Origin of the sequence: Acetobacter sp. DmW_136 (assembly GCF_008690365.1) — a bacterium.
In the GTDB taxonomy this organism is placed as follows: domain Bacteria; phylum Pseudomonadota; class Alphaproteobacteria; order Acetobacterales; family Acetobacteraceae; genus Acetobacter; species Acetobacter oryzifermentans.
Genome location: NZ_VHON01000007.1, coordinates 46,183 through 60,202 on the forward strand (window position 1 = coordinate 46,183; position 14,020 = coordinate 60,202).

The window sequence follows — 14,020 nt, forward strand, 5'->3', positions numbered from 1 at the left end:
TCATTCTCATCAATCACCCGCAAACATTTTTCTGGCATGCTGGAAACGTGTTTCGGCTTCTGGAGTCAGGATCAACACCCTTGGCGCGCATAAGCCCTACGCAATCCGATCATTATCCCCCATCCTCACACAAAAGCACGTTGCGTTTGCGCCTGGAGGAAGGTGGTGGGCTTGCGCTATGCGTTCTGGCCTGCGCTTTATTGGCTGCACTTGTCAGCTATAATCCCAATGATCCATCCTTCAACACAGCAACAGGCCAGCCGCCTACCAACCTGTTAGGCATAAGCGGGGCCTTTTTTGCCGATACGCTGTTGCAGGGCGTGGGGTTGGCAGCCATTCTGCCCGCGTTAATTCTGATTGCATGGGGCTGGCGGTTTATGAGCCACCGGCTACTGGGCCACGAATCATGGCCTGTATTTGCCATGCGTGTTGTAGCTATTCTGTGCCTGTTACCAGTTTCTGGCGCATTGCTATCTGCTATTCCTCTGCTCTTCACTGCCCTGCCCGCCATCAACTGGCCAACCCAAGCGGGTGTTGGCGGGGGCATTGGCCATTCCATTGCCCAAACATCCATTGCCGCTGGTATGGCGGCCATTGGTCCGGCTGGTGGTATGGTGCTGTGGCTGCTTGGGTTGCTACTGGCTTTTCTGCTTATGGCTTTAGCAACAGGCCTGCGGCGGGAGGAATGGTTTGCCATCTGGCGGGTAACACTTACGTTGCTGCGCTTGCCGGGCAAGCTTGGGGTGCGCTTTGTGCGTTACTATGCCAGCCGCAAACCCCAGACCGATGCCTATACTCCCACGGAAACAGCCGATCTTTATAAAAACCGACCTCAAGCTTCCTCACAGTCTCTCTTTGCTCATGATGAACCAGAGGTAGAAGAAGTTTCCCACGCGGCACCAATATCTACGCCCGCATCTGCTGGCACAGCCTTGGTTTTGCATAATGAAGAAGACAGCAAAAAACCTGCGGTTTCTTCTTCCATGGAATTAGCACATCATATGCCAGACCCTGCGCCTGCTGCTACGCCGGCTCCAGTCGTCACACAAGCGCCCCCTCCGCCTCTGCAACCCGTTGCAGAAAAAGCGGCTAAATCGAGTATTCTGGGGCGTCTGTTTTCTGGAAGTGCAAATCAGGAAGGCAGCACCAACCCTACGGCCCGTGCAGGCGCCACTGTGCGTAAAGGTGGATGGGAACTCCCACCTCTCAGCCTTCTCAAACCGGCCCCGAGCAATACACGCACAGGCCCTTCCCCAGAAGCGCTTCACGCAACAGCACGACTTCTAGAACAGGTGCTAGCCGATTATGGTGTGCAGGGCAAAATTGTAGGCATGAGCGCAGGGCCCGTTGTTACGCTCTATGAACTGGAGCCAGCGCCGGGTATTCGTTCTGCCCGTATTATTGGCCTTTCAGATGATGTGGCACGCTCTCTTTCTGTGTTGAGTGTGCGTATTGCCACGGTGCCGGGCCGTAACGTGATGGGCATTGAAGTGCCTAATCAAACGCGTGAAACGGTTTACCTTTCTGAGCTGCTCAACCAGCCGACATGGCGGGATGATCCGGGCCAGCTTCCTCTGGCTTTGGGCAAAGATATTGCTGGTGAGCCGACATTCAGTGATCTGGCGCGTATGCCGCACCTGCTAGTAGCTGGCACCACGGGTTCGGGTAAATCTGTTGGTGTAAACGCCATGATTCTGTCGCTGCTTTATCGGCTTTCCCCCGATGAATGCCGCCTGATCATGATTGACCCTAAGGTGTTGGAACTCTCCATCTATGATGGCATTCCACATTTACTTACCCCGGTGGTGACAGAGCCGCCAAAAGCCGTAAACGCCCTTAAATGGGTTGTGCGCGAAATGGACCGCCGTTACCGCACCATGGCACATATGCAGGTGCGGAATATTGCGGGCTATAATGCCCGTGCAGCAGAAGCCCGTGCCGATGGTGAAGTGGTTGTGCGCCGCGTGCAGACAGGGTTTGACCCCGAAACTGGAAACCCGGTTTTTGAGGAACAATCTGTTACGCTAGACCCCATGCCCTATATCGTCGTGATTATTGACGAAATGGCTGACCTGATGATGACAGCCGGGAAAGAAATTGATGCCTGCGTGCAGCGTCTGGCCCAAAAAGCGCGTGCTGCTGGTATTCACGTTATTATGGCCACGCAACGCCCCTCTGTGGATGTAATTACCGGCACTATTAAAGCCAACTTCCCCACCCGTATTTCCTTTCAGGTTATCAGCAAGTTTGATAGCCGCACCATCTTGGGCGAACAGGGGGCTGAACAGCTATTGGGCCAAGGTGACATGCTATTCATGCAAGGTGGCGGCCGCATTACCCGCGTGCACGGCCCCTTTGTGGCCGATAGTGAAGTGGAGCAGGTTGTTAACTTCCTGAAAGAACAGGGAGAACCTGTTTACGATGATGACGTGTTGGCAGAACCCGTGGATGAAACAGCATCCTCCAATAGTAGTTCTGGCCGTTCTGGCGGCGGTGATAACGGTGAATCCGAAATGTATGATGAAGCCGTTTCCATTGTAACTGCTGAAGGCAAAGCCTCTACCTCCTTCATTCAGCGCAAGCTTTCCATTGGCTATAATCGTGCCGCCAAGTTGATTGAGCAGATGGAAAAAGACGGCATTATCAGCCAAGCCGACCGCGTTGGCCGCCGCAAGGTGTTGGTTGGCGCTAATCGGGAGGATTAAACATTCCTCCTTCTTCGCCCCCCATCCTCTATCAGAATCATCATCTGGTTATTTTGAATAAACCGGCAGGCCTGCCTGTTCATGCAGGCCCTGCTGGTGGGCCAAGTGTTGAAGACTGGTTTCCGCTGCTTTCTCGTCGTAAGGATGGGCCATGGCTGGCGCATAGGCTGGATACAGATACATCAGGCTGCTTGGCCATAGCCTTACGCAAGCAACCCCTTCTGGCCTTACAACAAGCCTTTGCCACCAAAACGGCACAGAAAACCTATTGGGCCGTTGTACAAACCGGCCCACAGGCAAACACTGGCCGCATAGACCTGCCACTTGAAAAACAATCCTCTAAAAAAGGCTGGCAGATGGTTGCATCTCCTTCTGGCACGCATGCCGCCACAAAATGGAAAGTTCTTGGCCGAAGCAAGGGGATGTGCTGGCTGGAGCTTACCCTTGAAACAGGGCGCACACATCAGGCCCGCGTGCATTGTGCCGCCATGGGCTGGCCTATTATAGGTGATCCTCTTTATGGCACGCCGCACTCTGAAGGATTGCACCTTCTGGCCAGAAGTTTAACCCTGCCACTTTCTCCCCCCATTACAGCGGTTGCACCGCCTCGCCCCGGCATGGTGCCAGCTTTGCAAGCTTGCGGATGGAAACCTAACGAGGAAGCCAAACTTTAAGCGCCCCAAAAGATGGAAGTTTATTTTCTTTTATGCAGCCACGTTTTGACAATGTCCTCATGTAAAAGCTGCCGTTTTTTTCGGATAATTTCTGCATCAAATTTTTGGGCCTGTTTACTACCTGCAACAGACATCTGGCTGCGCTTTTGCGTATTGTTCATCAAACCACGCAAAACATTCGCTAAAGCCGGAACATCATCCGGGTTAGCATATAACCCGGCATTTCCGACCACTTCTGGCAGACCACCACGAGAGGAAGCGACCACAACCGCACCCATTCCCATAGCTTCCAAGGCTACCATGCCAAAAGGTTCTGGCCAACGGCTAGGTATGACAACAATAGCTGCCCGCCCCATAGCATCCAACACTTTATGATGGGGTTGATACCCGGCCATCGCCACATGGGCTGCCTGTGCTTGCACACGCAACTGCTTTAAAAAAGGCGTTTGCGGAGAATCCGGGCCGAACCTGTCTGCACCAATAATTTCAGCACGCCATACAGGATGGGAGGGTAATATTTCAGCACAAGCTGCTACAAAGGAATCCACACCTTTATCGGCAACAACACGGCCCGCAAACAGCAACAGATTCTCGCGCTTTTGAGAAACTTCAGGCAAAGCTGAAAAGTCCAAACAATTGGGCAGCACATACACATCCGCAGCAGGTACTGAACTTTTAAAGCGCTTTTGCACCCATTCAGATACGGCAACCACCGCCACGTTGCGTGCTAGCGTTTCTCGTTCTGCTGCTGTGTGCGCTTTCTTCATGCCGCACGGATCATTATGCAGCACTAAAGAAACAGGAAGATGAGGGAAACGCTTGCGTAGCCCCAGTGCAATATCTGGCCGGTTATGAACCTCAACGAGTTCTGGTTGAAGCTGCCGAATTTTTCTGGCTACTCCGGCTATATATCGGCCAATCCGCCCCCACAGATACAAAATGGAAGGAACGGGCTGGAAAGCCACACCCTGAAAACTTGGAACAGATAGAGGTGACCCTACAACAGTTTCACCTTCTAAGGCTGTGCGATGCACCAGTAACGCAATGGCCCCAGCCTGTTGCGGTGCAAATCTTTCTCGAGGGGGTAAAACTGTTAAAACCCGTAAGGCACGCGCCATTTTACCCCTCCGGTATCATACATTCTGTGGGGCACACTGTAGAACGTCACACCGTATCAGGGGATGGATTCATACATATCCAACTGCCACTCTGCCGGTTCATCTGCCGCCTCTTTATACCATTCCCGCATCAGCGGGTGCTGCCGCACGGCTTCCATATAAGCGCGGGAAACATCGGATAGCCCTGTAACGTCATAGGACAGGAATCGGCAGACAATCGGGGCAAACATGGCATCTGCATTTCCAAAAGATGCACCAAACAGATACGGGCCATTAGCCCCATAACGGGCTCTGGCATCTGTCCAGATGGCATCAATTCGGGCGATATCCTTTAACACATCTTCCGCTAAAGGCTCTGCCAGCGGACGAGAATCTCGCCCCAGATTCATCGGCAGAGCAGAACGCACGCCACGGAATCCTGAATGCATTTCTGCTGATATGGAGCGTGCGATCGCACGTTTGCACCGTTCAGACGGCCATAGTGCAGGCTGGTGTTCTGCGCAGTATTCCGCAATGGAAAGCGAATCCCACACAACAGCGCCTTCATGCTCCAAATACGGCACGCACCCGTTGGGAGACAGTGTTTTAAGCACTGTGGTTCTGCCACCACCTGCTAGCGGCACAACATCTATATCCACATTCAGTTGTGCCAGCTTTACCATCAGCCAGCCCCGCAAAGACCACGAAGAATACCGCTGCGTACCAATAACAAGCCGACCATCAGCCATCATTCGTGCCCTTTACCCCAAAATTATGCTGGAACAGTTTCTTCCATACGGCGGATAAACCCACCACCCAGAATACGCGTGCCCTGATAGAATACACAGGCTTGCCCAGGGGCGGGCATAGCTGGTTCTTCCAGATACACCATAGCCCCCTCCGGCGTAGGCACCACGCGGGCGGCCCGAGGCTCTTCCCGCGCGCGCATCTGCACGCGGCAGACCAAACCTTCTGGGGGGGCATCTACCAGCCAGTTCACATTCCGCACGGAAAGGGCCGTAACAAAAGATTTTTCCCGCGGGCCAATAATCACACGCCTGCGGCCCGGTTCTACACCAACCACCATCTGGCGTTCGCCATTCAGGCGCGCGGCATTCCCCAGCCTTTTGCTTTGGCCTACAGTAAACCGCATAACACCTTCGTGCTGGCCGACAATCTGCCCCTGCTGATCCACAATTTCACCCGGACCAGCCATTTCAGGGTGCATTTTTTCAACCAGATCCACGTAGGAGCCATCGCTTACAAAGCATAGATCCTGGCTATCTGGTTTGCCCGCAACAACCAGACCAAAACGCTCGGCTTCTTTTCTAACGGCAGCCTTGTCTGGCATATCGCCTAGCGGAAAGCGCAGAAACTCAAGCTGATCCCGCGTGGTAGCAAACAGGAACCAGCTCTGATCCCGGTCTTCATCACACGGGCGGTGCAGTTCTGCGCCCTCTGGCCCTTCTACACGACGAACGTAATGGCCTGTTGCCATAGCATCTGCGCCAATTTCACGCGCAAGGCCCAACAGATCCGTAAACTTTACACCCTGATTGCACGCCACACAGGGCACTGGCGTTTCACCCGATGCATAGGCATCTGCAAAACGCTCTATAACGCTATCCTTAAAACGGCGTTCCGCATCAATCACGTAATGCGGAAAGCCCAGAAGGTCTGCCACTGCACGGGCATCCCGAATATCCTGCCCCGCGCAGCACGCACCTTTTTTTGCAGCCCCACGCGAATCGTAAAGCTGCAAGGTAGCACCCACAACTTCATGCCCTTCCTCCAGAAGGCGAGCAGCTACAACAGAGCTATCCACCCCACCAGACATGGCAACAAGTATACGCATGAGCGCTATATCCTTTTTAAAACGGCTTCAGGCCTTGCTGGGCAGGCGTACAACCAAACCATCCAGTGCATCTGTCATGACAATCTGACAGCCCAAGCGAGATGTTTTTTCCAGCCCAAAAGCCAGATCCAACATATCTTCTTCATCATCTGTAGGGGCTGCCAGCTTGGGGGCCCAAGTTGGATCTACAATCACATGGCACGTTGCACAGGCCAGAGAACCCTCACACGCGCCTTCAAGATCAATGCCATGCTTGTGGGCAATTTCCAGCACGGAAAGGCCAACCGGCGCATCCACTTTGTGTTCGGTTCCGTCCTGTTCAACAAATGTCATCTGGGGCATTGGTTTTCCATCCTGCCAAAGGCTGTTTCATTGCGGCATGTGGGGTGATGGCGCTTCTGTTGGGTTGCACTTGGTAACTTACGTTACGCTCCGCACCCGCAAGACAGCCTGCGCCAAATTTTCTGCCGCGCGTTCTGCTTCGGCGGCTGAGGTAAAACGTCCGGGAGACAGACGCAAGCTTCTTCCCGCTTCTTCCCTACGCAACCCCATTGCTTCCAGCACATAAGATGGGGCGAGTTCTGCCGAAGAACAGGCCGATCCTAAAGAAACAGCAAGATCTGGCATAACCGCCACAACATCCAAAGCCGAAACACCTACGGGCAAGCGCAGGTTAAAAATACCCGGCAAACGTGGGGCTGCAACGGCATTAACCTCACACCCCGGCAAAACAGCATTCAGTTTGTTTAGAAAAACGCGTTGCAACATGGATAAATGCTCAAAGCCAGCATCCATCTCCTGCTTTACAATCTGGCAGGCTTCTCCAAACGCAGCCACAAGAAAACCGGGCACGGTGCCAGAGCGCACGCCACGTTCCTGCCCTCCGCCAGAAAACAGAGGCACCAGACGGACACGTGGCCGACGCCGCACAAACAATGCTCCAGCACCTTTTGGGCCATACAGTTTGTGGCTGGAAACAGAAGCCAAAGCCAAACCCCATGCCCGCACATCTACAGGAATTTTCCCCGCGGCTTGCGCCAGATCAGAATGCAGTAAAGCTCCTGCTTCATTCACTAAAGCGCTAAGAACCGGCATGTCTTGCAGCACGCCTGTTTCATTATTCGCCGCCATAATGGAAACAAGTGCTGTGGGCACTTTTAGCGCCTCTTGTAGCACAGATGGATCAAGCAGGCCGTTAGCATCTACTGGCAGCACAACAGGTTCAAACCCTTCCTGCGCCAGATCTCGTACGCTTTCCAAAACACATTTGTGCTCTGTTGCGACAGTTATAACACGCTTACGCGGGCTACCCTGTGCAGCCAGATGGCGTACAGCCCCTTTAATGGCCAGATTATTGGCTTCTGTAGCACCCGATGTAAAAATGATTTCCTTGGCATCAGCCCCTATCAAGCTGGCAACTTGGTTACGCGCATGTGCTACTCTGTCTGCCGCACGCATACCCGCTTCGTGCGTTGTACTGTGTGGGTTACCATTTTCATGGTCCAGAACATCCAGCAGCACTTGGCGCACCCGCGGATCACACGGTGTGGTGGCTGCATGATCAAAATAAATAGAAGATGCCATGATCGAAATTACACCAGAGAATCCATGAGCCCAATAGCTGCCGGGCTTTGCGCCATACGGGTATAAGATTCGATGAAGCGGGCAACATCTTGCTCTGTCACATTCCACGGCAAAGAAACGCGTAAGGCCTGCCCGGCCAAGTCATCCGCCCCCATAGCTTCCAACACGTGTGAAAACGCTACTTTACCCGAAGAACAGGCCGAGCCAGCCGAAACACAAATACCATCCAGATCTAGGCGCATCAGTTGCGCCTGCGCCCGCCTGCCCGGCAATGCCAAAGAAACAGTATTGTTCAGGCGCGGCACATCTGCCCCAAATATTTTGGCGCCTGCGGCCATGGCCGCCTGCTCAATACTATTCCGCAACGGGGCTAGATCTCGCGGCTGCTCCAGCGCCGCACCTAAGGCTGCGGCCAGGCCCGCAATAGCCGGTAGCGGAGGCGTGCCGCCACGACGACCCTGCTCCTGCCCTCCGCCCTCAAATATTGGCAGCACACGTGCCGGGGCTGGCCCACGCAACAACAAGGCCCCCGCACCTTTTGGTCCACCCATTTTGTGGCCTGAGCACGCAAGGCTATCGATTCCGCTTTTCTCAACAGATAATGGCAAGCGCCCGGCTGCCTGCACCGCATCTACATGCAAATGCGCCCCGTACTTCCGGCACAGCAAAACCACATCATCAATTGGGTGCAGCACGCCTGTTTCATTATTCGCCAGCATCAAACATACAAAAGCAGGTGTTTCATCCTGCGCCAGCGCTTGTTCCAGCTTATCTAACCGTACCTGACCATTGGCATCCACATCCAACCACGCCACGTGTGCATCTTCTGGTGCACCCTTGCGAACAGCATCATGCTCCGTGCGCCCTATCAGGAACCTGCGGCCTTGGCCGAGTCCCCTCATAGCCAGCACATTCGCTTCTGTACCTCCTGATGTGAAAATACAGTTCAGCGGCGCTACATCCAGATAACGTGCAACCGTATTACGGGCTTGTTCCAACAAAGCGCGAGCCTTACGGCCAGCCCGATGCACGGAAGATGGATTCCCTGTTAAATCAGCAGCTTCCAGCAAGGCTTCACGCGCTTGGGGGCGCAAAGGCTCTGTTGCATTAGCGTCCAGATAAACCACATCTGAACCACTGCTGTTTTTTTCTGTTCTGCTTGTCATGATGCCCCAAATCAGATCGCCTGCCACACAGACATGCCATACCCAAAAGGGCGAAAAACAGCCATTATAACGATTTATGTGGAAATCTTGGTCGCACAGCCGCTATAGAAAGCCGCATGGTCAACACCACGAGGTGCAGCATGCCTAATCACGCTGGGAGAAAAACCTTCCCCCACGCATTACGATCTCCACGGAATCTTGGTGCATGATTATGCCTGTGTCTTCTCCAAGGTCAACGGCAGAAAACACCTTCTGCTATTTTCTCTACACATCAGAGACACCATATACCTAAAGAACCTTTCCTTTCCATTTCCTCCCCACAAACGGAAAGGAAAGGTGTGTTGAACATTTAACTGCGTGGCTTCTGCCCCGCATGGCCTGATTAGGAACGTGGCATCGTTTTTAGCCAGACCTGTTTACAGAACCCGGAAACGTCATGCCCACGGACGTTTTCCATGATCAAGCGGAACCCGAATGCCAGAGGTTATGTTTGCCGGCCCTGATGGTCGTCTTGAAGGGCGCTATCACCATTCAAACGAGCCCAACGCCCCGCTTGCCCTCGTGCTGCACCCCCACCCGCTGCACGGCGGCACCATGAACAACCGCATTACCTATGCGCTGTATCGCACGTTCGAAAAGATGGGCTTTTCCGTCATGCGTTACAATTCGCGCGGGGTTGGCCGTTCTCAGGGGCGGTTTGATGGCGGTATTGGCGAAATTTCAGATGCCGCCGCAGCGCTGGACTGGATGCAGATGGTTAACCCCAACGCCAGTGGTCTGTGGATTGCAGGTTATTCTTTTGGTGCTTTTGTTGGCATGCAATTGCTGATGCGCCGCCCAGAAATTACTGGTTGGATCAGCATTGCGCCACCTGCCGCGCATTATGATTTCGGCTTTCTGGCACCATGCCCCTGCGGTGGCCTGATGATTGCTGGCGGCAAGGATGATATGGCCCCAGAACCTGCCATTCATAAACTGGTGGATAAGCTGAACACCCAAAAAGGTGTAACAGTTGATTACCGCGTTTTCCCCGAAGCGGATCATATCTTTGCCAAACAGGTAGATAAGATTACCAACGCGGTGGAAGACCACGTAACCAAGGCCATGGCGCACCATAATATGCCTTTGGCGGCGGACTAAAAACCGCTTTACTGCTGCCAGCCATTTTTATGGACTGGCAGCAGATATATTTCCTTAAAAAATATCAGTCTTTTCGGCGCGGGTGTGCCAGCTCTCGTACAACACCATGCAACGTGCGCAGTTCCTGCTCTGTTACCTCACCGCGTGTAAAAAAGTGGCGTAGGTTCCGCACCATACCGGGCCGTTTCTGCTCATTACGCAGAAAACCGCAGCTATCTAGCTCACGCTCCAGATGTTGCAGAAAGTTTTCCAACTCCCCTTTGGTGGCCACATGGGTCTCATTCGTCATGAGTTCATGCGGGGGGGTCTGATCCTCTGCCATCCACCATTCATAAGCCATGATCATGACGGCCTGCGCCAGATTAAGCGACATGAAAGCCGGATTAAGCGGATAGCGAATCAGTGCATCTGCCCGCGCCATATCTTCATTATCAAGGCCAGCACGTTCGGGGCCAAACATCAGGCCAACTTTTAACCCGCGCCCTGTTGCCGCACGCAATTCCGCTGCACCACCACGGGCCGTTAAAACTGGCTTGATGATATGCCGAGGCCGTGGGCACGTTGCATACACATGGTGCAAGTCTGCCACGGCATCATCCACACTCTCATGCACCGTTGCAGCTTCCAGAATCCGATCTGCCCCGGAGGAAGCACGCCATGCGCGCTCTTGCGGCCATCCATCCCTTGGGCTGACAAGCCGCAAATGGAAAAGGCCCCCATTGGCCATGGCGCGCGCTGTGGTGCCAATATTTTCCGCCATCTGCGGACGCACCAAAATAACAACTGGCGTATTGCCTATTGGCTCCAGAGGTGCGCCTCCGTCCCGCCCGGTCATGCGCGCCTCCAGCTTGTGCCGTCTTTGGTATCTTCCAGCACAATGCCCTGAGCCTGAAGCTGATCACGTAGCGCATCGGCCTTTGCAAAATCCCGCGCTTTGCGAGCCGCCAGACGTTCGTTGATCAGGGCTTCAATCGCGGCGTCTTCATCAGATGCATCACCTTTAAACCACTGCTCCGGGTCACCCTGTAAAAGCCCCAGCATGCCTGCACCCGCTTTAAGCGCGCCTGCGGCTTGCCTGTCTCCTGCCAAAGTTTGCGCTGCAAGAGCGTGCAGCTCCGCAATAGCCTTGGGTGTATTAAGATCATCTGCCAGAGCTTGCAAAACGCCCTCTGGCACATCTGTTTTTGGCACCGGCCCCGCAGCAAGCGCACGGTAGAACCGATCCAGCGTTTTACGCGCTTCCTGCAAACCGGCCTGCGTATAATTGAGCGTAGAGCGATAATGCGCCCCCAACAGCAGCAACCGCAGAGCTTCTGCCGGGGCTTGGGCCAGCACATCCCGAATGGTCAGAAAATTGCCCAAAGACTTGGACATTTTCTCACCCTCAACCAGCAGCATGGCATTGTGCACCCAATAATTGGCAAACTTGCCATGTGGGAAGCAACACAGGCTCTGGGCACGTTCGTTTTCATGGTGCGGGAACAGAAGGTCTGATCCGCCACCATGAATATCAAAGCTATCCCCCAAATAGCGATGAGACATAGCCGAGCATTCAATATGCCACCCCGGCCGCCCACGGCCCCAAGGGCTATCCCACCCTGGCTGGTCTGCATCCGATGGTTTCCACAGCACAAAATCACCCGGTGCTTTTTTGTAGGGAGCCACCTCTACACGTGCGCCAGCTTCAAGATCTTCCGGGTTGCGGCCAGAAAGTGCGCCGTAGGATGGAAAGGAGCTGACCGAAAACAGCACGTGTCCTTCGGCCTCATACGCGTGGCCGTTTTTAATTAACCGCGCAATCATGGCCTGCATTTCACCAATATTATGTGTGGCGCGCGGCTCTATATCCGGCGGCAGCACATTCATGGATGCTAAATCTTGATGGAATTCTTCTGTCGTGCGCTGGGTAAGAGAACCAATATCCTCCCCATTCGCACGGGCACGGGCGGTAATTTTGTCATCAACATCCGTGATGTTCCGCACAAATGTCACACGCGGGTAAACATATCGTAGCAAACGCACCAGCACATCTGCCGTCAACATAGCCCGCAAATTGCCGATATGGGCCAAGTCATACACTGTTGGTCCACAATAATAGACTTTTACGTGTGCCGGATCGATAGGCGTAAACGGCACCGTGGCACGGCTTTGGCTATCGTGCAGGGATAGAACTGGATGAGGAGGAAGATGAGAGTGCGGCATGCAGCCTAGATGCGCCAGCAGCGGTTTGGATGCAATATCCTGCCGCCTCAAAAAACCTTCCATCAACGTAAAAACAGGTCTTGACGACAGGGGGTAGTTTCAGCTTAATTCTGCCCCTGCGCAAGACGCATGAGTGCCCTTATAGCTCAGTGGTAGAGCAACCGCCTTGTAAGCGGTAGGTCGTGGGTTCAAATCCTACTGGGGGCACCATTTTTCCTTCCCCATTGAAAACTTGGCGTTTAGTGGCAGGCGGCCGATTTACGCGGCCACCCATCCATCCTGCTTAAGGGCTACACCTGCCAGATATAGGCTGCCACAAATCAGCACTCTTGCATGTGGCTGTGGATTCTGGGCAACCAGCGCATCCAACGCCTCAACCAGCGTTGGCCCAACCTGAGCCTTTCCGCCAGAAGCTTCCACAATAGCTTCCACCGGCAATGCCAAATGCTGCTGAGGCTCACAAATAGCCCACACGCTAGATGCAAATGGCAATACAGGGTGCAAAAACCCTGTTGCATCTTTGGTCTGTTTCATGCCCACCAGCACATGCAGGGGCTGATCTTTCCAGTGCGCCAGTTCCTGCGCCAAAGCATTGCCTGCACCGGGATTATGGCCACCATCCAACCAGAGTTCCCAGCCCTTAGGCAGATGAGAAGCCAATGCGCCATGAAGCTGTTGCATGCGTGCAGGCCAGTTTACACGGCCAATGCCCTGCCACGCCTGCTCCGGCACATGCAGGCCAGAAACGCGCAATGCCTCTACAGCAAGCCCCACATTTTCAACCTGCCACGGCCCAACCAACGCTGGCTGAGGCAATGTGAGTTCTCCGGCCCTGTCTGTAAATGTCAGCCTAGCTGTGCCCGACTCCGCACCGTTTTGCGAAAAAACTGACCATTCAGCCCCACGACGATAAAGCGGAGCCCCTACCTTTTCGGTCTCCGCTTGCAGAACTTTCATAACCGCCTCTGGCTGCTTGCCCGTTACAGCAGGCACACCCGGCTTGAAAATACCGGCTTTTTCTCCGGCAATAGCTTCCAGCGTGTCCCCCAAAAATGCCTCGTGATCGCGCGAGACGGAGGTAACAATACATGCCACAGGTTTACGCAGCACATTGGTGGCATCACACCGGCCACCAAGCCCCACTTCGATAATAGCCAGATCTGCCGGATGGCGAGAAAAAAGCAGAAAGCCAGCCGCTGTCAGAACTTCAAATACGGTAATGGGCGCACCAGCATTCACTCGCTCGATTTCTTCCAGCGTGGCAACCAGTTCCGATTCGCTAACAAGTTTACCAGCAATACGAAACCGTTCTGTAACATCCACCAGATGTGGGGATGTCATCACATGCACACGCCAGCCTGCGGCCTCACCAATCGCACGCAGAGTTGCGCATGTGCTGCCCTTCCCGTTTGTGCCTGCAACATGGATAACGGGGGGCAGCTTTTCTTCCGGGTGCCCCAGCTTTGCTAGCAGCGCCTCTAACCGCCCAAGGGAAAGATCAATCAGGGCTGGATATAGGTTATTCAACCGCTCCAACACCGCGCCAGTCCGGCCCGTAAATTCTGCTGTTGGGCCAGAGGCTGCTACTTTTGTCATG

Annotated in this window: 12 protein-coding genes and 1 tRNA gene; 4 read left to right on the plus strand and 9 right to left on the minus strand. The window is 54.0% G+C overall.

Going from position 1 to position 14,020, the window contains the following annotated elements; all coding sequences use genetic code 11:
- Window positions 1-47: 47 nt before the first annotated feature.
- Both FKW31_RS03235 and FKW31_RS03240 read left to right on the plus strand, forming a co-directional pair.
- Window positions 48-2,705 (plus strand): DNA translocase FtsK, encoded by a 2,658-nt coding sequence (locus FKW31_RS03235; RefSeq protein ID WP_193562036.1) that lies wholly within the window; start codon window positions 48-50, stop codon window positions 2,703-2,705.
- A gap of 53 nt (window positions 2,706-2,758) precedes the next feature.
- On the plus strand, window positions 2,759-3,379 hold the full coding sequence (locus FKW31_RS03240) for an RluA family pseudouridine synthase (protein WP_238332730.1): 621 nt from the start codon (window positions 2,759-2,761) through the stop codon (window positions 3,377-3,379).
- Window positions 3,380-3,399: 20 nt separating this feature from the next.
- On the opposite strand, the gene FKW31_RS03245 is transcribed toward FKW31_RS03240, so the two are convergent.
- The 6 genes from FKW31_RS03245 to FKW31_RS03270 form a co-directional block, all read right to left on the minus strand.
- Complete coding sequence (locus FKW31_RS03245; protein ID WP_150177685.1) at window positions 3,400-4,497, minus strand: glycosyltransferase family 4 protein; 1,098 nt, start codon at window positions 4,495-4,497, stop codon at window positions 3,400-3,402.
- Between the two features lie 56 nt (window positions 4,498-4,553).
- Window positions 4,554-5,225, minus strand: coding sequence for a glutathione S-transferase (locus FKW31_RS03250; RefSeq protein ID WP_166443375.1), 672 nt, complete (start codon window positions 5,223-5,225; stop codon window positions 4,554-4,556).
- 23 nt (window positions 5,226-5,248) lie between these two features.
- Entirely contained in the window at window positions 5,249-6,331 is a 1,083-nt protein-coding gene (mnmA, locus tag FKW31_RS03255; RefSeq protein WP_063354763.1) for a tRNA 2-thiouridine(34) synthase MnmA, read from the minus strand.
- A gap of 27 nt (window positions 6,332-6,358) precedes the next feature.
- Complete coding sequence (locus FKW31_RS03260; RefSeq protein ID WP_006115619.1) at window positions 6,359-6,673, minus strand: ferredoxin family 2Fe-2S iron-sulfur cluster binding protein; 315 nt, start codon at window positions 6,671-6,673, stop codon at window positions 6,359-6,361.
- A 78-nt stretch (window positions 6,674-6,751) separates the two neighbouring features.
- Window positions 6,752-7,915: a cysteine desulfurase family protein gene (locus FKW31_RS03265; RefSeq protein ID WP_150177689.1), complete on the minus strand. Its 1,164-nt coding sequence runs from the start codon at window positions 7,913-7,915 to the stop codon at window positions 6,752-6,754.
- Between the two features lie 8 nt (window positions 7,916-7,923).
- Window positions 7,924-9,108, minus strand: a complete 1,185-nt coding sequence (locus FKW31_RS03270) for a cysteine desulfurase family protein (protein ID WP_150177691.1) — start codon at window positions 9,106-9,108, stop codon at window positions 7,924-7,926.
- A gap of 447 nt (window positions 9,109-9,555) precedes the next feature.
- Between FKW31_RS03270 and FKW31_RS03275 the strand changes: the two genes are divergently transcribed.
- Window positions 9,556-10,221, plus strand: a complete 666-nt coding sequence (locus FKW31_RS03275) for an alpha/beta hydrolase (protein ID WP_003623374.1) — start codon at window positions 9,556-9,558, stop codon at window positions 10,219-10,221.
- A gap of 64 nt (window positions 10,222-10,285) precedes the next feature.
- Here FKW31_RS03275 and FKW31_RS03280 read toward each other — a convergent pair whose 3' ends face one another.
- Both FKW31_RS03280 and cysS read right to left on the minus strand, forming a co-directional pair.
- Window positions 10,286-11,056: an RNA methyltransferase gene (locus FKW31_RS03280; protein WP_006115623.1), complete on the minus strand. Its 771-nt coding sequence runs from the start codon at window positions 11,054-11,056 to the stop codon at window positions 10,286-10,288.
- Window positions 11,053-12,486, minus strand: coding sequence for a cysteine--tRNA ligase (cysS, locus tag FKW31_RS03285; protein WP_150177897.1), 1,434 nt, complete (start codon window positions 12,484-12,486; stop codon window positions 11,053-11,055). Before cysS ends, FKW31_RS03280 begins: the two co-directional genes overlap by 4 nt.
- Window positions 12,487-12,558: 72 nt before the next feature.
- Between cysS and FKW31_RS03290 the strand changes: the two genes are divergently transcribed.
- Window positions 12,559-12,633 (plus strand) — tRNA-Thr (locus FKW31_RS03290).
- Window positions 12,634-12,681: 48 nt separating this feature from the next.
- On the opposite strand, the gene FKW31_RS03295 is transcribed toward FKW31_RS03290, so the two are convergent.
- Window positions 12,682-14,019, minus strand: coding sequence for a folylpolyglutamate synthase/dihydrofolate synthase family protein (locus tag FKW31_RS03295; RefSeq protein ID WP_150177693.1), 1,338 nt, complete (start codon window positions 14,017-14,019; stop codon window positions 12,682-12,684).
- Window position 14,020: the final 1 nt, after the last annotated feature.